Below are 26,024 nucleotides of genomic sequence, written 5' to 3'. Positions count from 1 at the left end.
GGCAGCGCGGGGATGCCCCGGGTCGGGGGCGGCGGTTCGCCGCCGCCCCCGGCGCCGGCCGACCGCGTGCGCCGGTCGGCCGGCGGCGGTACGGGCGGGGGAGCGCGACGATGAAGGTCGGGATCCTGTCGTACCACTTCCCGCCGGAACCGGCCTTCATTCCCGGCAGCCTCGCCGAGGAGCTGGCCCGGCGCGGACACGAGGTGCGGGTGCTGACCGGCTTTCCGGACTATCCCGGCGGCCAGGTCTATCCGGGCTGGCGGCAACGCTTTCGGCACGTGACCCGCAGCGAGCGGTTGACCGTGCGTCGGGTGCCCCGCTATGCCGGCGGGGACGCCTCGCCCGTCGCCCGGATGGCCGGCTATCTCTCCTTCGCCGGCAGCGCCGCGTTGGCGGGCCGGCGGTACCTGGCCGACGTCGACGTGCTGTACGTCTTCCAGTTTCCCGCGACCACCTTCGCCACCGCCGGGTTGCTGCGGCTGCTCGGCCGGGTGCCCACCGTCCTGCACGTGCAGGACCTGTGGACCGGGGAGGTCGCCCCGGGGCAGGCCGCGCAGGCCCGGCCCGGCCGGATCGCCACCACCATGCGCCGGGTGCTGCGGGAGGCCGACGCGGTGGCGGTCACCGCCCCGTCCATGCGGGAGCTGGTGGTCGCCGACGGGGTGGCCGAGGCGCGGGTGCGCACGGTGCTCAACTGGACCGACGAACGGATCTTCCAGCCGGTGCGACCGGGCCGCGACGCCCAGGCGCTGGTTCGCCGGGACGCCCGCTGCGTGGTCATGCACGCCGGCACGATCGGCGTACGCCAGGGCCTGGAGACCGCGGTACGGGCGGCGGCGGCGCTCGACGACCGGATGGACCTGGTGCTGGTGGGCTCCGGGGCGCAGGAACGGCGGGTCCGGGGGCTCGCCACCGAGTTGGGCGCCGACAACGTGCGCTTCCTCGAGCGGCGGTCTCCGCTGGACATGCCCGAGCTGTACGCCGCCGCCGACTACCAGCTGGTGACCCTGCGCGACCTTCCCGAGCTGAGCGGGACGGTGCCGAGCAAGGTGCAGTCCGCGCTGGCCTGCGCCGCCCCGATGGTGGCCTCGGCCGGTGGGGACACCGCGGCCCTGGTGGAGCGGGCCCGCGCCGGGCTCTCCTGCCCACCCGAGGACTGGGCCGCGTTGGCCGACCGGTTCTGGCTGGCCACCACCATCCCCGCGCCGGCCCGGGTCGAGATGGGCCGACGAGGGCGGGAGACCTATCTGCGGGAGATGTCGTTGCGGGCCGGGGTGGACCGGATCGAGGCGTTGCTTCGGGAGATCGCGGTCCGCCGCTGACGATCGGCCGGGCCCGGTCCACCAACTAGTAAAAAGCCCGTACAAGCCTCAGAACATCGTCAATCATGCTAGAAAACCCACTGATGGTCATATCGCCCCAGGCGAGAGTGGAGCACGGCGTGGCGGAGAACGGTGGGTCGCGCAGCGGCCGACGAAGACTGCGACGGCGGACCCGGCGGCGGGTCCGGCGGGCCCTGTTGGTCGCCCTGGTCGTCGGGTCGGTGCTGTTCGGTGCGGCCGGGTGGGTGGGCTTCCGTGGCTGGCAGGCACGCGCCCACCTGGTCAACGCGGCCGGGCTCGCCCGGGAGCTGAGCACCCAGGTGCTCGGCGGCGACCTCGACCGCGCCCAGCGCACGCTGGCGGCGTTGCAGGAGCAGGCCGGTGCGGCCCGGACCGCCACCGGTGACCCCGGGTGGTGGCTCGCCCGGCACGTCCCCTACGCCGGCGACGACGTGGCGGCCGTACGGACCATCGCGGTGGCCATCGACGACCTGGCCCGGCAGGCTTTCCCGGCGTTGCTGCGTACCGACCTGACCACGTTGGTGCCGTCCGGGGGGCGGCTGGACCTGGCCCGGCTGCGGGCCGCCTCGGCGGACCTGAGCGCGGCGGACGCCGCCGTCCGCAGGTCCCGGGCCGGCCTCGACGCGGTGCGCGCCGAGGATCTGGTCAGTCAGCTCGGCACCGCGTTGGCGGAGCTGCGTACGGAGATCGACCGGCTGGCCGGACTGACCGGTGCGGCCGATCGGGGCGCCCGGGTGCTGCCCGCCCTGCTCGGCGCGGACGGGCCCCGCAGTTACCTGCTGCTGTCGCAGAATCTCGCCGAACTGCGCGCCACCGGCGGGATGTTCGGCGCGTACGCGGTGATCCACGCCGACGACGGGCGGATCCGGATGCGCGAGCAGGGCACCAGCGCCCAGTTCGGCCGGTTCACCCCCGCGCTGCGGGTGGACGACGAGGTACGCCGGCTCTACACCGACCTGCCGGGCATCTATCCGGCGGACGTCAACCTGAGCCCGAACTTCCCTGCCGCGGCGAAGCTCTACCGGGAGATGTACCGGCGGCACAGCGGGGTGACCGTCGACGGGGTCCTGACGGTCGACCCGGTGATGCTGTCCTACCTGCTCCAGGCCACCGGGCCGGTGCAGGTGCCGGGCGACGCGACCCTGGTCAGCAGTCAGGTGGTGCGCACCCTGCTCAGCGACGCCTACCAGGGGCGGGACGACAACGGCCAGGATGCCTTCTTCGCCGCGTCGGCGTCCGCCGTGTTCGACGCCTTCCTCACGAAGAAGGTCAACCCAAGAGTGCTTTTGTCGGCTTTAGACCGCTCCATCACGGAAAGACGGATACTGTTCTGGAGTGCCCGATCCACGGAACAGCGGACGTTCGCCGACACCCGGCTCGCCGGTGCCCTCCCCGAACAGGAGGCCGCCCCGACCGTCGGGGTCTTCCTCAACGACGGCAGTGGCGCGAAGCTCGGCTACTACCTGCGGCCGACGGCGACCCTCACCGCCGGTGACTGCGCCGACGAGGGGCGGCGGCAGCTCAAGCTGCGCTTCACCCTGCACTCGTCGGCCCCCGACTCGGGTCTCGCCAAGTCGGTGCTCGGCCTCGGCATGGCCGGCGACCCGTACACGGCCCGGACCCTGATCTCCATCTACAGCCCGGCGGGCGGCACGGTGCTCAGCGCCCGGGTCGACGGAAAAGCGACCCCGCTGGGCAGTGGGATCGAGCGTCGCCGGCAGGTGGTCATCGCCACCGTCGACGTCGCCCCCGGCACCACCCGGACCCTCGACGTGGACCTGCTCACCGGCAGGAACACCACCGGCACCCCCGAACTCTGGCACACACCGACCGCCACCCCATGGACCACCCAAGTAGTTCCCGCACCTAGCTGCAAACAGTAGGAGGAGACCATCATGCGGCTATCCCGCATTCTCATGGCGCTGACGGTCGGTCTGGCCATCGTGGCCGTGCCGACCGCCGCGGGGGCTGCTCAGCCGCAGCCACCCGCCACCACCAGCACCCCGCAGCCGCCACCGGACTATCCGCCCACCACGCCCTCGCTGACGGCCAACCCGACGACCATCTTCCTCGGCGAGACCGTGGTGCTCACCGGCACCGGCTTCGGGCCGAACGAGATCGTCGACATCGACGTCACCGTGGCGCCCCTCGCCGCGGCCGTTCCGGGGCAGGCGCCGGCCCGGCGCAGCGACGGCACCACCGTCGCGATGGTGAAGGTCGACTATTCGCAGCCGCAGCCCGCGCCGCGGCACTTCACGGCGCAGACCGACGCGAATGGCAACTTCACCGTGAGCTACCGGCCGAGCGACGTGGGTCGGCTCACCTTCACCGCGACCGGGCGTACGTCGGGCCGTACGGCCAGCACGACGATCACCGTGCTGCCGAAGAAGAAGCCGCACCCGCACCTGCCGGTCACCGGTGACAACCTGAGCACGCCCCTGAAGGTCGGCGGCGGGCTGGTCGGCGCCGGTGTGGTGCTGATGCTCACCGCGTTCGGCTGGCGGCGTCGCCAGCGGTTCGGTATGACCCGCTGACCCGGATCGCACCGGTACGCACAGGTGCCCGTCGGACCCATGGTCCGACGGGCACCTGCCGTCGGGCGGCAGGTGTGGCCCCGCCGCCACCCACCGACGTCGGGGCGTGTGCCGTCGGGCGGCCGGGGTGGCCCGCCGCCGCCCACCGACGTCGGGCGTGTCGACCGCCCCCGGACGCGGATCGTCATCCCCGTCCGGTTCACTGGCGGGATGGACGAGTCGATCTGGAACGCGGCCCGGTCCGCACGCGCCTGGCTGGACGCCGCGAACGGCACCGACCAGACGGAGCTGACCTGCCGGATCCTCAAACTCACCGAGGAGGCAGGTGAGGCGGCCGGGGCGTGGATCGGGGCGTTGGGCCAGAACCCGCGCAAGGGAGTCACGCACACTCACGCGGAGGTGGCCGCCGAACTCGCCGACGTGGTCTTCACCGCCCTGGTCGCCATCGAGAGCCTGGGCCTGGACGCCCGTTCGGTGGTGACCGCCTGCGCCGCGAAGGTCGAGTCGCGGATCACCCCGTGACGCCTCCGGGCCCCGATGGGTGGTGTGGTGTCGCGGGCACGCGCCGATTGTCCGCCTTGTCTGCATCGGCTCTCCGCCACGGTGACCGCCGGCACCCCCGGGCCGGAATCCGGGCCGGCCCGCAGGCGTTACACCCTGCGTACGACCGCAGCAGCACCCCCCGGCGGCCCGGCCGACGCCCCCCGGCGGAATGAGCGGGCACCGACGGTCGTTACACCCCCCACGGACGACCGCAGCAACACCCCCGACCGGCCCGCCTCCGCATCCGTGCGGGAATGGCCCCGGCACCCCGGTCGTTACACCTGACCCCGGCACGAGCGGCCCACCTCCCCGGCCGGGACCCCCGAACTCCCCCCACCTGAGCGCCCCGACGTGGTGCCCACGCCCGCTACGCCTGCCCCCCGGGCAGGCACACCGACCCCCCGGTCGGTCCCCGGGCGTCAACCCCGAAGGAGCTACCCCCATGAACACCACCATCCTGCGTAAGACCGCCCTCGGCATCGCCGGCCTCGCCTTCACCGGCGGCATCCTCGCCGGCCCCGCCACCCACGCCCACGCCGCCACCGACACCCACCCCGCCGCCACCACCGTGCAGGCCGACAAGCCCGCCGTGGACAAGACCAAGCTGATCCCCCACGGCGTCCAGGGCGACCAGTCCCGCATCGACCTGAACGACGAGCAGACCGGCAACGCCAAGGCCATCATCGCCGCCACGAAGAAGGCCGGCATGGACGAACGCGCCGCCGTGGTCTCCATCGCCACCGCCCTACAGGAGTCGAAGCTGGAAAACCTCGGCCACCTCGGCGACCGCAACGACCACGACTCCCAGGGCCTGTTCCAGCAACGCCCGTCCTCCGGCTGGGGCACGGTGGAGCAGATCACCGACCCCGAGTACGCCACCCTGGCGTTCCTCAAGGGCCTCAAGCAGGTCGACGGCTGGCACGACATGCCCCTGACCAAGGCCGCCCAGACCGTCCAGGTGTCGGCGTACCCCGACCACTACGCCCAGTGGGAAACCCAGGCCGCCGACCTCGTCGCCCACCACTGGAACAGCTGACCCGCAGCAAACCCGCACGACCACGATGGCCGGCACCCCGCCCGGGGTGCCGGCCAACACCACGCCCACCGACAGCCCGGCGTGCCGTCATGCCGGCACGTGGTCATGCCGGCGGACCGGGAGGCCGACGGAAGCGGCCGAAGATCGTGGAGAGTTGTCGCTGCCCCAGGCACCACAACTCTCCACGCAAGGTTCCTTCGTGCATGGAGACCCTCGTTCTCGGCACTGCTGTCGTGGCCGGCGGCGGGTGGCGACCTCGGCCAGCCCGGTGCCGTGGCTGTGCGGCGTCGTAGCGGGGCGGCCACATGAGAGTGACGGGGGTCACTGGAGGGTGGGGAAGGGGGAGGTGGGGTCCCGCGTTGTGGAGGGTGTCGGTGTGTTCGGTGTCCCCGGGCCTCACCTGAAATGCCGTCGCGGAGTTCCGTTCGGCTGGAGCCGCGTTGCGCCACGCGCCGAGAGGCGACCCGCACATCGACACGCGCCGCCCCCGACCCACCCGGGTCGGGGGCGGCGCGCTGTGTGCGTACCGGGCAGAATCGCGGTGTGGACTGGTCCAGTTCGACCGGCGTGGTCACCCTGCCCAGCGGCGCGACCGTGCGCGGGCGGCGGGTGGCCGACGCGGTGTCACCCGCCGACTTCGCCCTGATCCTGGCGCCCGGCCCGGCCCCGGCCTGGCCGTACCGGCGCATCCGGTGGCCCGACTTCTGGCTGCCCGTCGACCGCGCGGACGCCCTGGACGCCCTGCGCGAGGCGTTGCGGCGCGCGCAGGGCGGTGCCCGGGTGGAGGTGGCCTGCCGGGGCGGGATCGGCCGGACCGGCACCGCCCTCGCCGCCCTGGCGATCCTCGACGGACTGCCGGCCCGACAGGCGGTGGGTTGGGTCCGCGACCACTACCACCCGAAAGCCGTGGAGACCCCCTGGCAGCGGGCCTGGTTGCGGCGACTTCCCGGCCGCTGACCGCACCGCGTCCCGTGCTCGCGGCCCGCCGGTCAGGGGCGTCCGTGGGCGTCGGCCACGGGCTGGCGGTGATCCGGGGTCACCGGGGTGCGACGTACTCCCGCAGGTGGCTGGCGGTCAGGGTGTCACCGTGCGCGACCAGGTCGGCGGGGGTGCCGGTGAAGACGATCCGGCCGCCGTCGTGTCCGGCACCGGGACCCAGGTCGATGATCCAGTCGGCGTGCGCCATCACCGCCTGGTGGTGCTCGATGACGACCACCGTGTTGCCCGCGTCGACCAGCCGGTCCAACAGGGCCAGGAGTTGGTCCACGTCGGCCAGGTGCAGACCGGTGGTCGGCTCGTCCAGCACGTAGGTGGCGGCCTTCTCGGCCATGTGCACGGCGAGCTTGAGCCGCTGGCGTTCCCCACCGGAGAGGGTGGTCAGCGGTTGCCCCAGGGTCAGGTAGCCCAGCCCGACCTCGGCCAGCCGGTCCAGCACCACCCTGGCCGGGCCGGACGGGAAGAACTCCCGGGCCTCGGTGACCGACATGCCGAGCACCTCGCTGATGTTGCGGCCGCGCAGCGTGTATCTCAGCACCTCGGGGGTGTAGCGCCGCCCCTCGCACGCCTCGCACACGGTGGCGACGGCAGCCATCGTGGCCAGGTCGGTGTAGACCAGTCCGATTCCCTTGCAGGTCGGGCAGGCGCCCTCGGAGTTGGCGCTGAACAGCGCGGCCTTCACCCCGTTGGCGCGGGCGAACGCGGTGCGGATCGGGTCGAGCAGGCCGGTCCAGGTCGCCGGGTTGCTGCGTCGGGAGCCCCGGATGGCGGACTGGTCGACCACCACGACCCCGTCCCGACGGGGCAACGAGCCGTGGATCAGTGAACTCTTGCCCGAGCCGGCCACGCCGGTGACCACGGTCAGCACCCCCAGCGGCAGGTCCACGTCGACGTCGCGCAGGTTGTGCAGGTCGGCGCCCCGGATCGGCAGGTGACCGGTGGGTGTGCGGACGGCGGTCCGCAGGGTGACCCGGTGGTCGAGGTGCCGGCCGGTCAGCGTGCCGGAGCGCCGTAGCCCGGTCACGTCCCCGGTGTAGCAGATCCGACCGCCCGCCGCGCCGGCTCCCGGGCCGAGGTCGACCACGTGGTCGGCGATCGCGATGGTCTCCGGCTTGTGTTCCACGACCAGCACCGTGTTGCCCTTGTCGCGTAGCCGCAACAGCAGGTCGTTCATCCGGTTGATGTCGTGCGGGTGCAGCCCCACCGTCGGCTCGTCGAACACGTACGTCACGTCGGAGAGACTGGACCCGAGGTGGCGGACCATCTTCACCCGCTGCGCCTCGCCGCCGGAGAGGGTGCCGGACTCCCGGTCCAGGCTGAGGTAGCCGAGGCCGATCTCCACCAGCGAGTCCAGGGTGTCGCGCAGGTCGGCCACCAGCGGCGCCACCGACGGGGCGTCGATCCCGCCGACGAACTCCGCCAGGTCGCTGATCTGCTGGGCCGCGCACTCGGCGATGTTGCGTCCGGCGATCCTCGACGAGAGGGTCGCCGCGTTGAGCCGGGCACCACCGCAGGCGGCGCAGGTGGCGAAGGCGACCGCCCGGTCCACGAAGGCGCGGATGTGCGGCTGCATGGACTCCCGGTCCTTGGCCAGGTAGAGCCGGCGGACCTTCACCACCAGCCCCTCGTACGTCCAGCTGTTGGTCCCGACCTTGATCTTGGTGGCCGGCTTGTGCAGGAAGTCCGCCCACTGCTGCGCGGTGAAGTCCTGGAGCTTGACGTCCGGGTCGAACAGGCCGGACCCGACGATGGTCTGCCAGTACCAGGAGTCGACGGCGAAGTTCGGCACCAGGATCGCCCCGTCGTTGAGCGAGCGTTCCACGTCCACCATGGCCGACACGTCGAGGTCGGAGACCCGGCCCAGCCCCTCACAGGTGGGGCACATGCCCTCGGCGAGGTTGAAACTGAACGCCCCGGCCCCGCCGACGTGTGGCTCGCCGAGCCGGCTGAACAGGATCCGCAGCAGCGCGTACGCGTCGGTCGCGGTGCCCACGGTGGAGCGGGAGTTCGCCCCCATCCGTTCCTGGTCGACCACGATCGCCGGGGTCAGGTTCCGCAGCGAGTCGACGTCGGGGCGGGACAGGTTCGGCATGAACGACTGGAGGAAGGCGCTGTAGGTCTCGTTGATCAGGCGGCGGGACTCGGCGGCGACGGTGCCGAACACCAGGGAGGACTTCCCCGACCCGGAGACCCCGGTGAAGACCGTGAGCCGTCGCTTGGGTATGTCGACGGAGACGCCGGTGAGGTTGTTCTCCCGGGCGCCCCGTACCTCGATCATGTCGTGGTGGTCGGCGGTGGACCGTGCTGATTGCTCCATACCTTCGATTTTCTCATTCATGCTCCTGTTGAGACTTCCGTCGGAGCACGCCGAGCCGACCGGGTGCAGGTGGGCGGAAAGTCTCAAACCACGTGGCAACCACTAGGCTGGACGGGGGCGAGCGGAGGGGCCGGATGGGGGAGCGACGGTGGCGGTTGGTCGACGTCGCGGCCAGTGCCGGGATCTCCACCCAGCAGGTGCGCAACTATCTGGCCGACGGACTGCTACCACCGGCCGACCGCACCCCGAGCGGCTACCGGATGTTCACCGAACGCCACGTCCGGGCGCTGGCCGTGGCCCGGCGGATGGCCGAAGGGCACGGCTGGGCGCGTACCCGGGAGGTGTTGGCCGCCGTGCACCGGGGTGAGCTGCCGGCGGCGCTCGCCGCGCTCGACGCCGGGCACGCCGAGCTGGACCGCGAACGGGCCGAGATCGCCCGGGTGCTGGGCGCCTTCGAGACGGTGCTGGACAGTCCGGCGGCGGCTGTGCCCCGCCGGGACGCCCGGATCGGTGTGGTGGCCGCCCAGGTCGGGGTGCGGACCTCGCAGCTGCGCCTGTGGGAGCAGCGCGGCCTGCTCCGCCCGCACCGGCAGCGGGGCACCGGCTACCGGGTGTACGACGTGGCCGAGTGGCGGGCGGCGCAGGTGGTGGCGCTGCTGCGTCGGGGCGGGTACCCGTTCGACATCATCACCGCGGTCCTCGACGAGTTGCGCAGCACCGGCCGACCGGACCGGGTGCGGGCCGAACTCGCCCGGCGGGAGCAGGACCTGCACGTCCGCAGCGTGCGTCGGCTGCGAGGCTCCGCCGCGTTGGCCGACTACCTCGCCGAAACCGGCCCGGCCGGGACGCACTGAGCCGACCGAGGCGCGCTGGAGTCGGCCGAGGCGTACCGGGTCGGTCGGGACGCACTGAGCTGGATGGGGGAGCGCTGACCACGGCGGGGGTGTGCTGAGCCGGGTGGGACGTCGGGTGTGCCGGGGTGGGTGCGCACAGCCGGACGGCCCGGCGGATGATCCGCCGGGCCGTCCGTGAGTGACCGGTCAGTTGAGGCCGCAGGCGGCGAAGTTGTCGAGGTTGGGGCGTTGTGCGCCGACGCGGTTGAAGGCGATCTCGATGCGGTCGAGGGCGGCTTGGCGCTTGTCCTTCAGCGGGCCGAGGATGGCGTTGTTGATGAAGTTGGCGCCGCCCTGGGGGTTGGCGGCCTGCTGGGCGAGGCGGGCGTTGGCTTCGCCGATCTGCTTGTCGAGGTTGGCCAGTTCGGCCTGGACGTTCGCGGCGGCCTGGGCGGGGACGGCGGGGATCTGCGGCGTCGGGCAGTTCACCGTCCGGGCGTTCCCCGCGTTGCCGGCACCGTTGTTGCCCGCGCCGTTGTTGCCGGCACCGTTGTTACCCGCGCCGTTGTTCCCGGCACCGTTGTTGCCCGCGCCCGCGTTCCCGGCACCCGCGCCGTTGAGGCCGCAGGCGGCGAAGTTGTCGAGGTTGGGGCGTTGTGCGCCGACGCGGTTGAAGGCGATCTCGATGCGGTCGAGGGCGGCTTGGCGCTTGTCCTTCAGCGGGCCGAGGATGGCGTTGTTGATGAAGTTGGCGCCGCCCTGGGGGTTGGCGGCCTGCTGGGCGAGGCGGGCGTTGGCTTCGCCGATCTGCTTGTCGAGGTTGGCCAGTTCGGCCTGGACGTTCGCGGCGGCCTGGGCGGGGACGGCGGGGATCTGCGGCGTCGGGCAGTTCACCGTCTGGGCGGCGGCAGTGGTGTTGTTCCCGCCGGTGGCGGCGTTGCCGGCCTTGACGGAGCTGTTCAGCACACTGGCGACGCCCGGGGCGTTCAACCCGCACGTGGCCAGGCTGTCCAGATTGGGCCGCTGCGCACCGACCCGGTTGAAGTTGATCTCGATGCGGTCCAGCACCGCGACGCGCTTGCTCTTCAGCGGGCCGAGGATGGCGTTGTTGATGAAGTTGGCGCCGCCCTGGGGGTCGGCGGCCTGCTTGGCCAGCCGCTCGTTCTGCCGGGCGATCTCCTCGTCCAGGTTGGCCAGTTCCCGCTCCACCCCGGCGGCGGCCGCCGCCGGGACCGCCGGCAGCTTGTCCCGTACGGTGGGGCAGTTCACGGTCTGCGCGGCGCTGCTGCCGGTGTTCTCGGCGGCGGAGGCGAGCTGCAGGCCGCCACCCAGGAGCAGCACCGCCAGGGCGCCCACTCCGCCGAGCTTGAGAACGGAATTCTTCCGCATTGGCCTGGCCATGTACCTCTCCTCTGATCTCCGGCGGACCGTCGACGGGTGTCGCGTCCGGTCGGTCCGACGGTGGCTGGGGTGAAGGTGGGCCGTCGTCCGCCGCCTCGTACTCGGCAGCGCCCCGGTCCGTCCTTGCGGCGATGGATACGGGGACCACTCGGAGATCGTTCAAGAATTTCGGTGAGCTTCCGGTCGCACTCCGTGGTCGTCGGTAAAACCGCAGCTCAGAGCGCATGGGAGCGATCCCGCCCGTGCCCTGCGGCAGCAATTTCGGTAACGTGGAGTAATGCTGTGATCATCGACAGTGAGGCGACCCGCTCCCGTCGGGCCGGTCGCGCCCCCTGGGAGAGCGACGCCCCGCCTCGGTAGGGTGCCTGACCATGAGAGCCCGGGTCCTGGCCGCCGCCGTCGCGGCCGTACTCCTCACCGTGGCACTGCCGGTCCCCGCGCACGCGGGCGTCGCGGGCCGCGCCGGCTCGGCCCGCGCGACCGTCGTGCCGTGCCCGAAGCTGCCGACGCCGAAGGTCACCCGGCCTCCCCGGCCCGCGCCGCCGCCGGCGGTGCCCGAGCAGCAGACGGTGGGCGGAGAGTCGTTGGCCACCCCAGGGTTGACCGTTCCCCCGGGCACGCCCGCGCCACCGCCGGTCACCGCGACGTCGTGGCTGGTCGCCGACCTGGACACCGGAGCGGTCCTCGGCGGCTGCGGCCCACACGCGTACGCCACCCCGGCCAGCGTGCAGAAGCTGCTCCTCGCCGCCACCATGCTGCCGAAGCTGAACCCGAAACAGGTGGTCACGGTGACCCGCGCCGACCTGGACATCGAGCCCGGCAGCTCCGCCGTCGGCCTGCTCGACGGTGGCCGCTACTCGGTCGAGACCGCCTGGCTCGGCCTGCTGCTGCAGTCCGGCAACGACGCGGCCAACCTGCTGGCCCGGCTGGGCGCGGGCAGCTCCGCCGCCGGGGTCCGCGAGATGAACGCCGAGGCCCGTCGGCTCGGCGCGTGGCAGACCCGGGCGGTGACCCCGTCCGGGTTGGACGGGCCGGGCCAGTTCACCAGCGCGTACGACCTGGCGCTGATCGCCCGGGTCTGTTTCGCCGACCCCACCTTCCGCCGGTACGCGCTGACCGAGCGGACCCAGATCCCGGCCCAACCCGCACTGCGCAAGCCCGGCTTCCAGATCCAGAACGAGAACCAGTTGATCTACCGGTACCCGGGGGCGTTGGGCGGGAAGACCGGCTTCACGGATCTGGCCCGGCACACCTACGTCGGAGCCGCGCAACGCGGTGGGCGTCGGCTGGTGGTGACCCTGCTCGGTGCGGAGGCCCGCCCGGTGCGTGGCTGGGAGCAGGGGGCGCGGCTGCTCGACTGGGGCTTCAGCCTGCCCCGGGACGCCTCGGTCGGGCGGCTGGTCGAGCCGGGGGAGGTGACCACCCCCCGCGCGTCGGTGTCGCCGTCCGCCCCGGTGGCCGCCGCCCCGGGTCCCGCCGGTGCGGCGGTGGGCGCACCGCACTGGCTCGGCACGGCGGTGATCGGCGGTGCGGCGGCCCTGGTCGGGGTGTTGGCCGTCCTGTTCGCTGTCGGTCGTCGGCGGACCCGTCGCCGGGTCCGCCGACGCGTCGCCTGGGACTGACCGCCGGCACTGCCGGCTGCGGCGCGCGGAGACCCGCGGCGGCCCGCCCGGGGGACCGGCGGTGCCGCCCCGCCCGGTGTCGATCAGCGTCGACAACCGGGCCGGCCCTCCATAGACTCCGGTCGTTGCGGTACCGCCCGCCTCTCCGGTACCACGAGTCCAGGAGGACCACAGTGTCGAGTGAACCCCGACCGTTCGCCGCCGGGTCGCGTCCGGCCGGCCGGCTGACCCGCCTCGCCGGGGTGGCGCTGGCCTCGGCGGCACTGGTCGTCGCCGGTGGCACCGCCGCCGTCGCCGCGCCCGCCGACGGGCCGAGCGCCGCCCGGACCACGAAGGGGCCGTGCGCGTACACCTCCACGCCCGACGAACCACCGGCCCGGCCGGTGCCGCTGCCGCGGGACCCGCGCCGGACGCCGGACGAGGGCACGGTCCGGGTCACCCTGCGCACCAGCCACGGACCGATCGGCCTGACCCTGGACCGGGAGCAGGCCCCGTGCACGGTGCAGAGCTTCCTGCACCTGGCGCGGCACCGGTTCTACGACTGGACGCCCTGTCACCGGTTGACCGCCTACCCGACGCTCAAGGTGCTCCAGTGCGGTGACCCGTCCGGCACGGGTGAGGGCGGGCCGGGCTACCGCTACCGCGACGAACTGCCCACCGACCTGCCGCCCGCGCCGACCGACCCGACCGGCGTGCGCCGGCTCTACGCCCGGGGCACGCTCGCGATGGCCAACGCCGGGCCGGACACCAACGGCAGCCAGTTCTTCCTGGTCCAGTCGGACTCGGCGCTGCGCCCCAACTACACCGTCTTCGGCACCATCGACGTGGCCGGGCTGAAGACCCTGGACAAGATCGCCGCCGGTGGCATCGCGCCCACCCCGGAGGACCCCGCGCCGGTGGACGGTGCCCCGGCCCTGCCGGTGCAGATCCACCGCGCGATCCGAGGCCACTGAGCAGTCCGGCCCCGGCGGCCCGGGCCACCGCACCCTCCGGTGCGGGCACCCCGGGTCGCCGGTGAGCCGGCCGGTGCGGGCTCAGCCCGACGGGCCGGCGCACCTGCCGGGCGGGGGCGGGCGACCACCCCCGCCCGACGGTCAGCCCTGCTCGCCTGCCGCCCGGGTCCGGTCGGCGTCCGCGTCGGCCGTACCGACCGGCACGCCGTCGCCGTCCCGGGTGCCGTCGGACAGGTCCACCTCCGCGCCGGCGCGGGCGGCGTCGGCGCGGGCGTCGTCCGCACCCACCACGGGACGGGTGTCGACGTCGTCGACGTCGACCAGGTCGTTACCGACCGCGAGGCCGATCGGGGCGTAACGGGGATCGGTCATGGTCTCCTCCTTCACCGGTGCCTACCCTCCGCTACCCCCATCCACCGTCGTCGACACCTCCCGCCGCCGTCCGGCTGCTGGCAGCTGCCACGGCCCATCGGCCCCGACCCGGGTCCGACCGGCGGCGCCACCCCGTCGACCGGCGCATGCTAGCGACCCGGCCGCCCCACCGGGTGGGATTCGCCGGATCACCGGACCGGCGGGGCGGGTGTCACTACCTTCGTCAGCGTGAGAGTTCGGGGACGTACCGCCGCCGTCATCGCCGTCGTGCTGCTGTCGCCGGTCGTCGCACCCGCCGGTGTGGCGGACGCCGCCGGGGCGGTGACCACCGGTCCGTGTGCGCCGGTGCCGGCGGTGTCCCGGCCGCCCCGACCGGTCCCGCCCCACACGGAGGCCGCCGACCGGGCGGTCGGCGGCCCCGCCCTGGCCACCACGGGCCAGGTCCGGCCGGCCGGGACACCCAGGCCGCCCGCCGTACCGGCCACCTCCTGGCTGGTCGCCGACCTGGACAGCGGCGACGTGCTCGGCGGCTGCGGCCCGCACGAACACGGCACCCCGGCGAGCGTGCAGAAGCTGCTGCTGGCCGCCACCGTGCTGCCGACCCTCGACCCCCGGCAGGTGGTCACCCTCACCCCCGGCGACCTCGACATCGAGCCCGGCAGCTCCGCCGTGGGCTTCGCCGAGGGTGGCCGGTACCGGATCGAGACCCTCTGGTTGGGCCTGCTGCTCAAGTCCGGAAACGAGGCGGCCAACGCGCTGGCCCGCCTCGGCGGTGGCCCCGACGGGCTGCCCGGTGGGCTGCGGGCGATGAACGCGCACGCCCGGCAGCTCGGCGCGTTGCAGACCCACGCGGTGACCCCGTCCGGGTTGGACGGGCCGGGCCAGTTCACCAGCGCGTACGACCTGGCGCTGATCGCCCGCGCCTGCTTCGCCGACACCACCTTCCGCCGCTACGACACCACGCGGGAGGCGATGATCCCGGCCCAGCCGGCGTTGGGCGAGAAGGCCTTCCCGATCCAGAACGACAACCAGCTGCTCTACCGCTACCCGGGGGCGTTGGGCGGCAAGACCGGCTACACCGACCTGGCCCGGCACACCTACGTCGGGGCCGCCGAGCGGGGCGGACGGCGGCTGGTGGTCACCCTGCTCGGCGCGGAGGTCGTCGACAAACGGGGCTGGGAGCAGGGGGCGGCCCTGCTGGACTGGGGGTTCGGGGTGCCCCGGGGTGCGGCCGTGGGTCGACTGGTCAACCCGGGTGAGCTGACGGCGGGCCCGTCCGGGACCGCCGTCCCCCCGCCCCCGCTGGCCGCCGCCGGTGGTCCGGGCCGGCTCGACCCGCCCGGTCACCCCTGGTCACGTCCGCTGGTCGCGGTCTCCCTGGCCGCCGTCGTGGCCGGGCTCGCCGGGCTGCTGCTCGCCCTGCGCCACCGACCACACGACGTCCGCCGACGGCGGTGAGACGCGGGGCGGAGCACCCCCGGTGGGTGCTGGCCCGGTTGCTGGTCGTCACGGTGCTGCTCGTGGCGGTGGGCTGCGACCGGCCACCGCAGCCCGCACCGCAGGCGGACGCCGCGACGCCCACCCCGACCGGACCACGTGCCCCCACCGACGTGGTGTTGCTGTCCGAGGTCGACCCGAGCATCGTCGTGGATATCCGCTACGCCGGCCCGCACAACTTCGTCGGCCGCCCGGTGGACGGCTACGACGAGCCGTTGTGCCTGCTCACCCGTACCGCCGCCGAGGCGTTGCGCCGGGTGCAGGACGCCGCCCGCGCCCAACGGCTGAGCCTGCGGGTGTACGACTGCTACCGGCCGCAGCGCGCCGCCGACGAGTTCGTCCGCTGGGCGAAGGACCCCGCAGCGCAGCAGACGAAGGCGGAGTTCTATCCCCGGGTGGCCAAGTCGAAGCTGTTCGCCGACGGCTACCTCGGCGCCCCCACCGCGCACAGCCGGGGCAGCACCCTCGACCTGACCCTGGAGCCCCGCCCGGCCCCGCCCCGCGCCTCGTACGCCCCGGGCCAGCCGCTGGTGGCCTGCACCGACCCGGCCGACCGACGGTTCGCCGACGGCAGCCTCGACATGGGCACCGGTTTCGACTGTTTCGACCCGCTGGCGCACACCGCCGACGCCCGGGTCACCGGGGCCGCCCGGACCCACCGGCAGCTGCTGGAACGCCTGATGACGCAGGAGGGTTTCGTCAACTACGACCGGGAGTGGTGGCACTACCGGTACGCCGACGAGCCCTACCCCGACACCTACTTCGACTTCCCGGTGGCCCGGGCGTCCCTGCCCCGCTGAGCGGCCCGGTCGCCGGCCCGGGACGGACGTCGCCGGGACGCCCACCACCGGCACCACCCGACGGTGTGATCCGCGCCCGCCGCGTCACCACGCCGGCCGGGTGACCAGCACCCGCACGTCCGGTCGGCACGAACTTCGGCGGGTCGGGCAGCCATCGGCCGCTAGGCTGCCCGACGGCTCCCGGCCGCCCGCCCGGGGCGGTCCCGTCCCGTGAAGGACCCGACATGACCACCGAACGGATCGGCCCGCCGCTGCTCGCCGGGGAGCGGGAGACGCTGCGTGCCTTCCTCGACTTCCACCGGGCCACCCTCGCCATGAAGTGCGAGGGCCTGACCGACGAGGAACTGCGCCAGCGGGCCGTGCCGTCGTCGCAGCTGACCCTGCTCGGCCTGTTGCGGCATCTCGCCGAGGTGGAGCGCGCCTGGTTCCGGCGGGTGATCGACGCGCAGGACGTGCCGCTGCTCTGGTCGGACACCGGCGACTACCAGCAGGCGTACGACCCGACCGGGTCCACCGGAGCGGAGGCGTTCGCGGCGTGGCAGCGGGAGGTGGCGCACTCCCGACGTATCGAGTTGGCGGCGTCCTCGCTCGACGTCACCGGCCACCAGGCACGCTGGGGTGAGGACGTGTCGCTGCGGCTGGTGATGCTGCACATGATGCACGAGTACGCCCGCCACAACGGCCACGCCGACCTGCTGCGGGAGGCGGTCGACGGCAGCGTGGGAGTCTGACCGCCCACCGTGGCGCCCCTGCGCCGTGCGGCCCGGTGGCGGTGCCGCCGTCGGTGGTGCCGCGCCCGTCGGCTCAGCTGACGGGGGGCCGGGTGCGCAGCGGCAGCCAGGCCAGCACGTCGCGGATCGTGGCGTCCCAGTACGGCCAGTCGTGGTCGCCGGGGGAGAAGTCCACGGTCACCGGCACGCCCCGGTCCCGGGCGGCGGCGACGAAGCGCTCGTTGTCGTCGTAGAGGAAGTCCTCGGTGCCGCAGGCGACGTAGAGCGGGGGAGTGTCGGGTCCGGCCCGGCCGACCAGCGCCACGGTGTCGTCGTCGGGGCCGGCGGTCGGGGCGTCACCCCAGACGGTGTGCCAGACGTCCGGGTCGAGCGGCCGGTCGGGGCTGTAGCGGCGGTGGGCGACGTTGAGCGCCCCCGACAGGCTGGCTGCGGCGGCGAAGCGTTCCGGCTGCCGCAGCGCCCACTTCACCGCCCCGTAGCCGCCCATCGACAGCCCGGCGACGAAGGTGTCCTCCCGGCGGTCGGAGAGCCGGAAGAACGACCGGCAGACCTCGGGCAGTTCCTCGGTGAGGAACGTCCAGTACCGGTTGCCGTGCGTCTCGTCGGTGTAGAAGCTGCGGCCGACCTGGGGCATCACCACGGCCAGACCCAGCGGGGCCACGTAACGTTCGATCGAGGTTTGGCGGGTCCAGGCGGTGTCGTCGTCGCTGAGCCCGTGCAGCAGGTAGAGCACCGGCGGGCCCGCGTCGGCCGGCCCCGTGGGCGTCGGCCGTGCCGGGTCGGGTTGCGGCAGGATCACCGTCATCGACGTGCTCATGCCCAGGGCCTCGGAGTCGAACTCGCACCGCATCAATGCCATGGCCATGGACCGTACCGCGTGCCGGCCCTGCCGGACACGACGTCGCCGCCGTCGGCCCTAGGCTGTCGCCATGCCCACCGAGGACGCCGTGATCGACCTCGACACCCCCGGGCGCGGGCCGGTCGACGCATCCACTCTCCGTGCAGACCGCCGACGGGCAGGTCCGGGAGGCGGCCTACCCGGTCGCCATCGTGGGCAGCGTCTGGCTCGACATCCTGTCCAGGATGTGCGAGCCCCGATAGCCGGCAGCTACCGATATCTGTTGCGGCCCGGGTGGGTGCGCGCCTAGGTTCGACGTCGACGCCACACCGACCAACCGGGGAGCACACCGTGTCGCCGTACCTCAGCACCGAGACCACGCGGTCCCAGCCGCGCGGCGGCGTGCTGTTGACAGCCGGCGAACGAGCCCGGGGTTGTCGGTGGCGATCGGGGTGGCGGCGCGGATAGCGCCAGCGCGACCTGCGCAGCCGCCCACCCCACCAGGGGAACGGGCGGCTTTTTCGATCCCCGACACCCGCCGAGGGGTGTAGCTCAACGGGTAGCGCACCGGATTCCACACCCGACGGTCGCAGGTGCGAATCCTGTCACCCCTGCTCCCAGGAACGAGGAGAACGATCATGGCATTCACCCCGCTGCCGGGCACGAAGGCGCCGGTACGGGTCTGGACCGACCCGTACGGCATCGAGCCGCAGGCGGCGCAGCAGTTGCGCAACATCGGCGCGCTGCCCTGGGTGCAGGGCGTCGCCGTGATGCCCGACGTGCACTACGGCAAGGGCGCCACCGTCGGCTCGGTGATCGCGATGCGGCAGGCCGTCTCGCCGGCCGCCGTCGGCGTGGACATCGGCTGCGGGATGAGCGCGGTCCGGACCTCGCTCACCGCCGCCGACCTGCCCGACAACCTGGCACCGCTGCGTAGCGCGATCGAGGCGGTGGTGCCGGTCGGCTTCGCCAAGCGGGACGACCCGGTCGACCCGCGCCGGGTCCGGGGCCTGGAGCAGCGTGGCTGGGACGACTTCTGGGGCCGGTTCTCGACCCTGGACCGGAAGGTGGCGCAGCTGGAGAGCCGGGCCCGGCACCAGCTCGGCACCCTCGGTGGGGGCAACCACTTCATCGAGGTCTGCGTCGAGCAGGACGGTCCGGACGCCGGGCAGGTCTGGTTGATGCTGCACTCCGGTTCCCGCAACATCGGTAAGGAGTTGGCCGAGCGGCACATCGGGGTGGCCCGTGCCCTGCCGCACAACGCCGACCTGCCCGACCGGGACCTGGCGGTGTTCCTCGCCGGCACCCCGGAGATGGACGCCTACCGGCGGGACCTGTGGTGGGCGCAGGAGTACGCGCGGCGCAACCGGGCGGTCATGCTGGCCCTGCTCTGCGGCGTGGTGCGGGACACGTTCCCGCAGGTCAGCTACGGGGAGCCGATCTCCTGCCACCACAACTACGTGGCCGAGGAGCACTACGACGGGGTGGACGTGCTGGTGACCCGCAAGGGGGCGATCCGGGCCGGCCGGGGGGACCTGGGCATCATCCCGGGGTCGATGGGCACCGGGTCGTACATCGTGCGGGGGCGGGGGAACGAGGACGCGTACTGCTCGGCGTCGCACGGGGCCGGGCGGCGGATGTCGCGGGGGCAGGCGAAGCGGACGTTCACCGTTGACGACCTGGCGGTGCAGACCGCCGGGGTGGAGTGCCGCAAGGACACCGGGGTGGTCGACGAGATCCCCGGCGCGTACAAGGACATCACCGAGGTGATGGCCCAGCAGGACGACCTGGTCGAGGTGGTGGCCCACCTCAAGCAGGTGGTGTGTGTGAAGGGTTAGACCGGCCGACGCCCCCGGGCGTCGGCCGTGAGCCCCGGTGGCGCAGCGGACAGCGCGCCGGTCTACGAAACCGGAGAGCCCAGGTTCGAATCCTGGTCGGGGCACGGTCTGCGGGGCCCGTCCGCGCCGCACGGTCTGCGGTGCACGGTCTGCGGTGCACGGGCCGGCGCTGCGCGGTCTGCGGTGCACGGGCCGGCGCTGCGCGGTCTGCGAGGGCTCAGCCCAGGTGCGTCATGCCCCCGGAGCCCAGGTCGTGGCGGCGTACCCTGATCAGCAGCAGGGTGCTGATCCCGGACAGCAGGATCAGCCCGGCACCCCAGGCGAAGGCGACGGTGTAGCCGTGCACCAACGCCCGGACCTGGGTGACCGGGTCCGGCACCCGGGTCGCCAGGTACGCGGTGACCGCGCTTGTGTACATGGTGTTGAGCAGGGCGGTGCCCAGTGACCCGCCGATCTGCTGGGTGGCGTTCAGGGTGGCGCTGGCCGCCCCGGCGTCGTGTTCCGGCACGCCGAAGAGGGCCAGGCTGGACAGGGGCACGAAGGTGAAGCCCAGGCCCAGGCCCATGACCACCTGCGCGGGCAGCAGGTGGGTGACGAAGGACGTGTCCACGTCGATCCGGGTGAGCAGCAGCATGCCGCCGGCGGCGAGGGCGGCCCCGGCCAGCATCAGCGGCTTCGCGCCGAGGCGGGGCAGCAGTTGGCTGGCCGCCCCGGCGGCGATCAGCACGCCCCCGGTGACCGGCAGCGACGCCAGGCCGGCCTCGACCGGGGTGTAGCGCAGCACCACCTGGAAATAGAAGGTCAGGAAGAGGAACGCGCCGAACAGGCCCGCGCCGATCAGGGTGGAGGCGAGGTAGGCGCCACCCCGGTTGCGGTCGAGCAGGATGCGCAGCGGCAGCAGCGGGTGGCGGGAGCGCCTCTCGATCACCACGAAGATCGCCAGCAGGACCACCCCCACGGCGATGAAACCGATGGTGGCGGGGGCGTCCCAACCGTCCTCGGCGGCCTTGGTGAAGCCGTAGACCAGGCTGACCAGCCCGGCGGTGACCGCGATGGCGCCGGGGACGTCGTACCGGGTGTCGCCGTGCGCCCGGCTCTCCGGCACCAGCGGGATCGTGGCGGCGAGGGCGACGGCGGCGATCGGGATGTTCACCAGCAGGCACCAGCGCCAGTCGGCGTACTCGGTGAGCACCCCGCCGAGGACCAGACCCACGGCCGCGCCGCCACCGGAGATGGCGCCGTAGACGGCGAACGCCTTGGCCCGCTCCGTCGTCTCGGTGAAGATCACCGTGAGCAGCGCCAACGCGGCGGGGGCGAGCAGCGCGCCGAAGACGCCCTGGAGGGCACGGGCGGCGAAGAGCAGGGTGCCGGTGGTGGCCAGGCCACCGATGGCGGAGGCGAGCGCAAAGCCCACCATGCCGGTGGCGAAGGTGCGCTTACGCCCCCAGAAGTCGGCGATCCGGCCGCCGAGCAGCAGCAGCCCGCCGAAGGTCAGGGTGTAGGCGGTGACGACCCACTGCCGGTCGGCGTCGGAGATGCCGAGTTCGGCCTGGGCCTGCGGGAGGGCGATGTTGACGATGGTGGCGTCGAGGACGACCATCAGCTGGGCGACGGCGATGACCGCCAGCACCAGCCAGCGTCGCGGGTGCGCCGCAGTCGACGCCCCGGCGTCGGATGCGCCCGGCCTGGCCGAGGAGGAACCGGGCATGACGCGCCTTCCGTGACGGTGGGAACCTGCCCGAGGTGGGGAAACCCGAGCCGATCTCGGCCTCACGTTATCGACGGGGTCGGTGACCCACAGCCGGATCTGGAGCCGGTCGCACTTTCGGGGCAACGACGCCGACGGCGCGGGGCCGGCCGGAGAACCTGGGTGCGGAGCCCCGGGCGGGCCCGGTGTGCCGGCGTCGGTGACTCAGGCGGCGGCGAGCCGGACGGGGATCCGGACCACGTGCTCCGGGACCCCGTCGCGCGGGGACACCTGGTAGACCTCGACCGCGCCGACGCCGTCCTCGGTCAGTCGGTAGCCGACGGTGCTCCGGTAGTCGCCGCGACAACCGGTGCCGCAGTCGGCCGTGGTGAAGCCGGTGCCGAGGATCCGCCCGGCGGCGTCGAGGATCCGCACGGTCACTGTCGCCTCGTACACGTCGGCGGTGCCGGCGACGGTGACCGGTGAGCTGACCCGCCGGCCGACGGTCGGCTCGGTGACCACGATCGGCGGCAGCAGGTCTGCCAGGTCCGCCCGGGTGAGCACCACGGCGTCGGCACCGGTGAAGACGACCCGGCGGACGGTGGGGAACTGGGTAAGCGTCCAGACCACCTGGGCGCGGCGCAGCCGCAGCAGCGGGGCGTCGGCGGCGGCGAAGGCGGTGGGCGTGACGACGGTCGCGGTGCCGCCGTCGATCCGGGTGACCGCCACCCCGGCCGGAACCCCGGTGCGCAGGCCGACGGCGGCCTCCTCGGCGGTGGGACCGGTCGCCAACTCGGCCAGTGCCAGCCGGGAGGTGGCGGGCGTCGCCGGGCGGGTCCGCCGGGTCGGCGTCAACGTCCCGTCCCTGGTGAACCACAGCTCGACGGTGACGGTCCCGGTCGGTTCCCCGCCGGTGGGGCCGGCCGGGGGCACCGGTGCCGGCCCGGTGTCGTCGGGAGCGGTCGGCCGGCCGGTCGGAGCCGACGGCAGGGGTGCGGCCGTGCCGGGGGCCGTGGCGGTGTGGGCCGGTGCGACGGCGGTGGGGCCGGCCCGAGGGTGCCGGACCGGGTGTCGGCACAGCTGCCGGTCAGCACCGCGAGCGCGGCGAACAGGACGACCGCCCGGCGGTGCCGGGGCCACCGCGCCCGGTGACGGTGACCCCGGCACCGCCCCCGCAGGTGACGGCCGTTCACGGGCCACCGTCGCCGGGTGGCCCGTGGTGCGGCAGCGTCAACCGGAACGTCGTGCCGACGCCGACGGTGCTGGTCACGGTGAGCTGCCCGCCCAGCAACCGGGCGTTCTCCCGGGCGATGGCCAGGCCCAGCCCGCTGCCCCGCCCCGACCGGGCCGGGTCGGCCTTGTAGAACCGGTCGAACAGGTGCGGCAGGTGCACCGGGTCGATGCCCGGCCCCTCGTCGGACACCTCGTACACCAGCTTCCCGCCGCTGGTCGAGGTGCTGGCGCGCAGCGTGCCCTCGCCGTGCGCGACGGCGTTGCCGACCAGGTTGGCCAGCACCCGTCGCAGCCGACGCGGGTCGGTCCGCACGGTGGCGGCGACCCCGTCGACGCGGACCCGGCCGGCCCAGCCGTGCCCGTCGACGAGGAGGCGCAGCAGGGCCAGCGCGTCCACCGACCGGACGGCCAACGGCTCGCCGCCGGCATCCAGGCGGGAGATCTCCATCAGCTCCTCGACCAGGGCCCGCAGCCGCACCACGTCCGAGGTCAGCAGCTCGGCGGCCCGCCGGGCGTCCCCGGGCAGCTCGTCGAGCTGGTCGGCCAGCAGCGAGGCCGCCGCCACCAGCGCGGTGACCGGGGTACGCAGCTCGTGCGCCACGTCGGCGGTGAACTGCCGCTCCCGGGCCTGGGCCTGGGACAGGTCGTCGATGGTCTCCTGGAGCGCCTGGGCCATCTCGTTGAACGCCGCCGCCCAGTCGCTGAACTCGTCGCGGCCCCGCACCGGCAGCCGGGTGGCGAGCATCCCCTCGGCGAGGGCCCGGGCGGCCCGGCTGGCCCGGCCCACCGGTTCCAGGGTGCGCCGGGCCAGGGTGTGGCCGACCAGCGCGGCGACGGTCACCACCGTCAACCAGCCGACCAGCAACGCGGTACGGAGTTGGGTCAGCTCCCCGACGACCTCGGTCTCGTCGGTGATCGCGTACAACTCGGCGGTGGCACCGGGAATCCGCCCGCCCACCACGAGCAGTTGTCGATGGTCACCGGCGGCGATCCGTTCGTAGCCGAGTTGACCGGCGGCGACGGCCGACCGCAGCGCGGGGCCGGGGGAGGGGGCGTACGACGGGTCGGAGGCGACGGTGTCGTCGGTCACCAGCAGCACGTGCCGGCCGGTGCCCTCGAAGCTGGCCAGCAGCTCGGCGCGGCGGGCCTCGGTCAGCGGCGTGAACTGGCCGGCCAGCACCAGTTGGTAGCGGGCGTCGGCGGCGGCGCGCTGCACGGAGGCGTCCAACCGGGCCTGCCGCAGCATCAGGTACGCCCCACCGGCCAGCGTCCCGGCGGAGACCCCGGCGACGAGCAGGAACGCCACGGTCAGCCGGCGGCGCAACCGTCCCGGCGGTACGGCGTCCCGGGCGGCCACGGTGTCCTCCCGTCACGCCGGGTCGAGCTTGTAGCCGACCCCGCGTACGGTGCGGACCAACCGGGGTGCGGCCGGGTCGTGGTCGACCTTGGCCCGCAGCCGTTGCACCGCGACGTCGACCAGCCGGGAGTCGCCGAGGTGGGAGTGCCGCCAGACCCGGTCCAGCAGCAGTTCCCGGGTGAACACCTGACCGGGCCGGCGGGCCAGCTCCAGCAGCAGGCGGAACTCGGTGGCGGTGAGGGTCAGCTCCCGACCGTCGCGGCGGGCCACGAACCGGCCCGGGTCGACCTCCAGCGGCCCTACCGTCAGGACGGGCTCGGTGGGCCCGGCGTCGCCCCGGCGCAGCGCCACCCGGACCCGTGCCACCAGCTCCGGCAGGTCGAAGGGTTTACGCAGGTAGTCGTCGGCCCCGCACTCCAGGCCGACCACCACGTCGATGGTGTCGGCGCGCGCGGTGAGCATCAGGATTGGCACCTGGCTGCTGCGCCGGATCTCCCGGCAGACCTGGAGGCCGTCGAGGCCGGGCAGCATCACGTCCAGGACGATCAGGTCGACGGGTTGGGCCCGCCAGGCGGCCAGCGCGGCCCGACCGTCGACGGCGGTGCTCACCCGGAACCCGGCCCGACGCAGCCCGAGGGCGGTGACCTCCCGGATGGAGGCATCGTCCTCGACCAGCAGCACCCGGCCGTCCATGACGTCCTCAGCGTAGTGCCGGGACGGCCGGTCCCGCCCCGGCGCAACGGTCGGTGCCGGGGGGCCGGTCGGTGCCGGCCTCCCGGCCCGGTGGTCGCTTGCCACGAGCGCTCACTCCTGCGGCTGGCGGGTGGTCACTCCTGCCACTGGTGGGCGACGTCCAGCACGATCCGGCTGTGCGTGCCGGGGCCGGCGAGCAGCAGCACCCGGAACGGCAACTGGGCCCGGACGCCCACGGCGAAGGTGCTGTAACCCTCGAAGGTGCCGCCGTAGACGACGTCGCGCAGGGTGCGGTAGCCGAGCACCGTCGCCACGTGGTCGCCGGCCCGGTACGGGTAGCCCACGGCCGGCTCCCGCAACTGCACCCGCAGCACCGCCCCGCCCGCCGTGTACGGCGACATCGCCAACCCCTGCCCCTCGGTGAACACCTCGCCGTAGCCGACCGAGTAACCGTCGGCGCTCCCGTCGAACTCGAAGACCAGCCGGTCGTAGCAGTCCTGTTGGCCGGTGCGGGTGGTCAGCAGTGGGGCCGGGTTCAGGTCGCCCCCGGTCTTCCCCGCGCTGCCCCAGGTGATCCCGCAGTAGGGTGCGGCGGTGGCACCGGCGCGGAGCCGGCCGGCGGCGGTCGCCGTGCCGACGGTGGTGAGCAGCACGGCCAGCACGGCCGTGACCGCCATCAGGGTCCTGGTGGTACGCATGGTGTCCTCCCGGTCGACGGTGTCCGGCCACGGTGGCCGGTCGAGGTCGACGGTGCGCCGCCCGTGCCACAGCGCCCGCACCGTGACGTAACAGCGGGGCAACAACCGTGACAGGCTCCCTGTCGCGATTTCTAGCCGAGGTCGTGTACCTCCAGCCCTCGCATGATCAGCATCTGCATCGAGCCGAACCCGTGGAGATCCGCGTCGGATGACAGGTTCGCCACCTCGCGCAGCACCGGTTCGACGTCGATGGCGCACTCGCGGGCTCGGTTGCACAGCGACCAGATCGCCATCAGCTCGTCGCGCGGATCGGCACCCTGATCCATCGCGGAGACATGGACGAGTCGTCGGCGGAACTCTCCGACCGAATTCCACGCCACCGGTAGGTGGGCGGCCCAGCGGAAGGAGGGGTAGGCCCGAAAGATGTCTCGGACCTCCGCACGGGCCGGCGCTCCGCCGGTTTCGTACGCCTCCAACAGCGCATCGAGCGCGGCGGACGCCTCGGCCACCACCCCGGCTTCTTCCAGCGGCGGCGGCGCTTGCCGGAGCTCGGCCATCCAGTTCGGATCGTTGAGGTCGACCGGGCGCTCGGCGATGTACCGCAACAGATCGTCGATCACGGCGACATCCGCACGGACCACGGCAAGATTCATGCCGTCATTGTGCTGCCCCACAGGAGATCCATGGCTGGTCCGGCGACCA

23 protein-coding genes and 1 tRNA gene are annotated in these 26,024 nt (G+C 73.6%); 14 read left to right on the top strand and 10 right to left on the bottom strand.

What is annotated here, in order from left to right:
• The first annotated feature begins 110 nt into the window (after nucleotides 1-110).
• The 6 genes from J7462_RS05335 to J7462_RS05310 all read left to right on the top strand — a co-directional run bounded on the left by J7462_RS05335 (nucleotide 111) and on the right by J7462_RS05310 (nucleotide 6,413).
• Nucleotides 111-1,322 carry a glycosyltransferase family 4 protein gene (locus J7462_RS05335; RefSeq protein ID WP_208570726.1) on the top strand — a complete coding sequence of 404 codons (1,212 nt, stop codon included), beginning with the start codon at nucleotides 111-113 and terminating at the stop codon, nucleotides 1,320-1,322.
• Nucleotides 1,323-1,441: 119 nt separating this feature from the next.
• Entirely contained in the window at nucleotides 1,442-3,226 is a 1,785-nt protein-coding gene (locus J7462_RS05330; protein WP_308290764.1) for a DUF4012 domain-containing protein, read from the top strand.
• Between the two features lie 12 nt (nucleotides 3,227-3,238).
• Nucleotides 3,239-3,877 carry a hypothetical protein gene (locus tag J7462_RS05325; protein ID WP_219462317.1) on the top strand — a complete coding sequence of 213 codons (639 nt, stop codon included), beginning with the start codon at nucleotides 3,239-3,241 and terminating at the stop codon, nucleotides 3,875-3,877.
• A 210-nt stretch (nucleotides 3,878-4,087) separates the two neighbouring features.
• Nucleotides 4,088-4,399, top strand: coding sequence for a MazG-like family protein (locus tag J7462_RS05320; RefSeq protein ID WP_219462314.1), 312 nt, complete (start codon nucleotides 4,088-4,090; stop codon nucleotides 4,397-4,399).
• A gap of 463 nt (nucleotides 4,400-4,862) precedes the next feature.
• On the top strand, nucleotides 4,863-5,456 hold the full coding sequence (locus J7462_RS05315; protein ID WP_219462312.1) for a hypothetical protein: 594 nt from the start codon (nucleotides 4,863-4,865) through the stop codon (nucleotides 5,454-5,456).
• Between the two features lie 543 nt (nucleotides 5,457-5,999).
• The gene (locus tag J7462_RS05310) at nucleotides 6,000-6,413 is read left to right on the top strand and encodes a protein-tyrosine phosphatase family protein (RefSeq protein ID WP_308290762.1); all 414 of its coding nucleotides are present in this window, start codon (nucleotides 6,000-6,002) and stop codon (nucleotides 6,411-6,413) included.
• Between the two features lie 79 nt (nucleotides 6,414-6,492).
• On the opposite strand, the gene J7462_RS05305 is transcribed toward J7462_RS05310, so the two are convergent.
• Nucleotides 6,493-8,769, bottom strand: a complete 2,277-nt coding sequence (locus J7462_RS05305) for an excinuclease ABC subunit UvrA (protein WP_219462308.1) — start codon at nucleotides 8,767-8,769, stop codon at nucleotides 6,493-6,495.
• 134 nt (nucleotides 8,770-8,903) lie between these two features.
• Here J7462_RS05305 and J7462_RS05300 point away from each other — a divergent pair, with 134 nt between their 5' ends.
• Nucleotides 8,904-9,623 (top strand): MerR family transcriptional regulator, encoded by a 720-nt coding sequence (locus J7462_RS05300; RefSeq protein ID WP_219462307.1) that lies wholly within the window; start codon nucleotides 8,904-8,906, stop codon nucleotides 9,621-9,623.
• A gap of 186 nt (nucleotides 9,624-9,809) precedes the next feature.
• On the opposite strand, the gene J7462_RS05295 is transcribed toward J7462_RS05300, so the two are convergent.
• Entirely contained in the window at nucleotides 9,810-11,003 is a 1,194-nt protein-coding gene (locus tag J7462_RS05295; protein ID WP_219462305.1) for a hypothetical protein, read from the bottom strand.
• A gap of 371 nt (nucleotides 11,004-11,374) precedes the next feature.
• On the opposite strand from J7462_RS05295, the gene J7462_RS05290 reads away from it, so the two are divergent.
• The gene (locus J7462_RS05290; RefSeq protein WP_219462303.1) at nucleotides 11,375-12,625 is read left to right on the top strand and encodes a D-alanyl-D-alanine carboxypeptidase family protein; all 1,251 of its coding nucleotides are present in this window, start codon (nucleotides 11,375-11,377) and stop codon (nucleotides 12,623-12,625) included.
• Nucleotides 12,626-12,798: 173 nt separating this feature from the next.
• Nucleotides 12,799-13,578 carry a peptidylprolyl isomerase gene (locus J7462_RS05285; protein WP_308290761.1) on the top strand — a complete coding sequence of 260 codons (780 nt, stop codon included), beginning with the start codon at nucleotides 12,799-12,801 and terminating at the stop codon, nucleotides 13,576-13,578.
• A gap of 141 nt (nucleotides 13,579-13,719) precedes the next feature.
• Here the strand turns inward: J7462_RS05285 and J7462_RS05280 are convergent, their stop codons facing one another.
• Nucleotides 13,720-13,950 carry a hypothetical protein gene (locus J7462_RS05280; protein ID WP_219462300.1) on the bottom strand — a complete coding sequence of 77 codons (231 nt, stop codon included), beginning with the start codon at nucleotides 13,948-13,950 and terminating at the stop codon, nucleotides 13,720-13,722.
• Between the two features lie 228 nt (nucleotides 13,951-14,178).
• Here J7462_RS05280 and J7462_RS05275 point away from each other — a divergent pair, with 228 nt between their 5' ends.
• The 3 genes from J7462_RS05275 to J7462_RS05265 all read left to right on the top strand — a co-directional run bounded on the left by J7462_RS05275 (nucleotide 14,179) and on the right by J7462_RS05265 (nucleotide 16,978).
• Entirely contained in the window at nucleotides 14,179-15,408 is a 1,230-nt protein-coding gene (locus J7462_RS05275; protein WP_308290760.1) for a D-alanyl-D-alanine carboxypeptidase, read from the top strand.
• Nucleotides 15,405-16,247, top strand: coding sequence for a M15 family metallopeptidase (locus tag J7462_RS05270; RefSeq protein ID WP_308290759.1), 843 nt, complete (start codon nucleotides 15,405-15,407; stop codon nucleotides 16,245-16,247). Before J7462_RS05275 ends, J7462_RS05270 begins: the two co-directional genes overlap by 4 nt.
• 224 nt (nucleotides 16,248-16,471) lie before the next feature.
• A complete protein-coding gene (locus J7462_RS05265; protein ID WP_219462299.1) occupies nucleotides 16,472-16,978 on the top strand; it encodes a DinB family protein in 507 nt (168 codons plus the stop codon).
• Between the two features lie 73 nt (nucleotides 16,979-17,051).
• Here J7462_RS05265 and J7462_RS05260 read toward each other — a convergent pair whose 3' ends face one another.
• Nucleotides 17,052-17,837, bottom strand: coding sequence for an alpha/beta hydrolase family protein (locus J7462_RS05260; protein ID WP_219462297.1), 786 nt, complete (start codon nucleotides 17,835-17,837; stop codon nucleotides 17,052-17,054).
• Nucleotides 17,838-18,454: 617 nt separating this feature from the next.
• Between J7462_RS05260 and J7462_RS05255 the strand changes: the two genes are divergently transcribed.
• Together J7462_RS05255 and J7462_RS05250 are read left to right on the top strand one after the other, a co-directional pair.
• The gene (locus J7462_RS05255) at nucleotides 18,455-19,654 is read left to right on the top strand and encodes an RtcB family protein (RefSeq protein ID WP_219462295.1); all 1,200 of its coding nucleotides are present in this window, start codon (nucleotides 18,455-18,457) and stop codon (nucleotides 19,652-19,654) included.
• Between the two features lie 31 nt (nucleotides 19,655-19,685).
• Nucleotides 19,686-19,758 (top strand) — tRNA-Arg (locus tag J7462_RS05250).
• A gap of 113 nt (nucleotides 19,759-19,871) precedes the next feature.
• On the opposite strand, the gene J7462_RS05245 is transcribed toward J7462_RS05250, so the two are convergent.
• The 6 genes from J7462_RS05245 to J7462_RS05220 form a co-directional block, all read right to left on the bottom strand.
• Nucleotides 19,872-21,362 carry an MFS transporter gene (locus tag J7462_RS05245; RefSeq protein ID WP_219462292.1) on the bottom strand — a complete coding sequence of 497 codons (1,491 nt, stop codon included), beginning with the start codon at nucleotides 21,360-21,362 and terminating at the stop codon, nucleotides 19,872-19,874.
• 204 nt (nucleotides 21,363-21,566) lie between these two features.
• Nucleotides 21,567-22,196, bottom strand: coding sequence for a Gmad2 immunoglobulin-like domain-containing protein (locus tag J7462_RS05240; RefSeq protein ID WP_219462290.1), 630 nt, complete (start codon nucleotides 22,194-22,196; stop codon nucleotides 21,567-21,569).
• Between the two features lie 334 nt (nucleotides 22,197-22,530).
• Entirely contained in the window at nucleotides 22,531-23,931 is a 1,401-nt protein-coding gene (locus J7462_RS05235) for an ATP-binding protein (protein ID WP_308290758.1), read from the bottom strand.
• Nucleotides 23,932-23,943: 12 nt separating this feature from the next.
• Nucleotides 23,944-24,624 carry a response regulator transcription factor gene (locus J7462_RS05230; RefSeq protein WP_219462286.1) on the bottom strand — a complete coding sequence of 227 codons (681 nt, stop codon included), beginning with the start codon at nucleotides 24,622-24,624 and terminating at the stop codon, nucleotides 23,944-23,946.
• 134 nt (nucleotides 24,625-24,758) lie between these two features.
• The gene (locus J7462_RS05225; RefSeq protein ID WP_255597587.1) at nucleotides 24,759-25,427 is read right to left on the bottom strand and encodes a hypothetical protein; all 669 of its coding nucleotides are present in this window, start codon (nucleotides 25,425-25,427) and stop codon (nucleotides 24,759-24,761) included.
• A gap of 26 nt (nucleotides 25,428-25,453) precedes the next feature.
• A complete protein-coding gene (locus tag J7462_RS05220) occupies nucleotides 25,454-25,975 on the bottom strand; it encodes a hypothetical protein (RefSeq protein ID WP_219462284.1) in 522 nt (173 codons plus the stop codon).
• Between the last annotated feature and the right edge of the window lie 49 nt (nucleotides 25,976-26,024).

Source organism: Micromonospora sp. RL09-050-HVF-A (assembly GCF_019374995.1).
Lineage (GTDB): Bacteria > Actinomycetota > Actinomycetes > Mycobacteriales > Micromonosporaceae > Micromonospora > Micromonospora antibiotica.
The sequence above is the reverse complement of the archived record's forward strand: the minus strand, read 5'-3'. Positions and strand labels throughout refer to the sequence as shown.

What these genes read in the sequence shown, in the direction of transcription:
- J7462_RS05335 (WP_208570726.1), top strand. Translation starts at nt 111, where the DNA reads ATGAAGGTCGGGATCCTGTCGTACCACTTCCCGCCGGAACCGGCCTTC.
- J7462_RS05325 (WP_219462317.1), top strand. Translation starts at nt 3,239, where the DNA reads ATGCGGCTATCCCGCATTCTCATGGCGCTGACGGTCGGTCTGGCCATC.
- J7462_RS05320 (WP_219462314.1), top strand. Translation starts at nt 4,088, where the DNA reads ATGGACGAGTCGATCTGGAACGCGGCCCGGTCCGCACGCGCCTGGCTG.
- J7462_RS05315 (WP_219462312.1), top strand. Translation starts at nt 4,863, where the DNA reads ATGAACACCACCATCCTGCGTAAGACCGCCCTCGGCATCGCCGGCCTC.
- J7462_RS05305 (WP_219462308.1), bottom strand. Translation starts at nt 8,769, where the DNA reads ATGGAGCAATCAGCACGGTCCACCGCCGACCACCACGACATGATCGAG.
- J7462_RS05300 (WP_219462307.1), top strand. Translation starts at nt 8,904, where the DNA reads ATGGGGGAGCGACGGTGGCGGTTGGTCGACGTCGCGGCCAGTGCCGGG.
- J7462_RS05295 (WP_219462305.1), bottom strand. Translation starts at nt 11,003, where the DNA reads ATGGCCAGGCCAATGCGGAAGAATTCCGTTCTCAAGCTCGGCGGAGTG.
- J7462_RS05290 (WP_219462303.1), top strand. Translation starts at nt 11,375, where the DNA reads ATGAGAGCCCGGGTCCTGGCCGCCGCCGTCGCGGCCGTACTCCTCACC.
- J7462_RS05280 (WP_219462300.1), bottom strand. Translation starts at nt 13,950, where the DNA reads ATGACCGATCCCCGTTACGCCCCGATCGGCCTCGCGGTCGGTAACGAC.
- J7462_RS05265 (WP_219462299.1), top strand. Translation starts at nt 16,472, where the DNA reads ATGACCACCGAACGGATCGGCCCGCCGCTGCTCGCCGGGGAGCGGGAG.
- J7462_RS05260 (WP_219462297.1), bottom strand. Translation starts at nt 17,837, where the DNA reads ATGGCATTGATGCGGTGCGAGTTCGACTCCGAGGCCCTGGGCATGAGC.
- J7462_RS05255 (WP_219462295.1), top strand. Translation starts at nt 18,455, where the DNA reads ATGGCATTCACCCCGCTGCCGGGCACGAAGGCGCCGGTACGGGTCTGG.
- J7462_RS05245 (WP_219462292.1), bottom strand. Translation starts at nt 21,362, where the DNA reads ATGCCCGGTTCCTCCTCGGCCAGGCCGGGCGCATCCGACGCCGGGGCG.
- J7462_RS05230 (WP_219462286.1), bottom strand. Translation starts at nt 24,624, where the DNA reads ATGGACGGCCGGGTGCTGCTGGTCGAGGACGATGCCTCCATCCGGGAG.
- J7462_RS05220 (WP_219462284.1), bottom strand. Translation starts at nt 25,975, where the DNA reads ATGAATCTTGCCGTGGTCCGTGCGGATGTCGCCGTGATCGACGATCTG.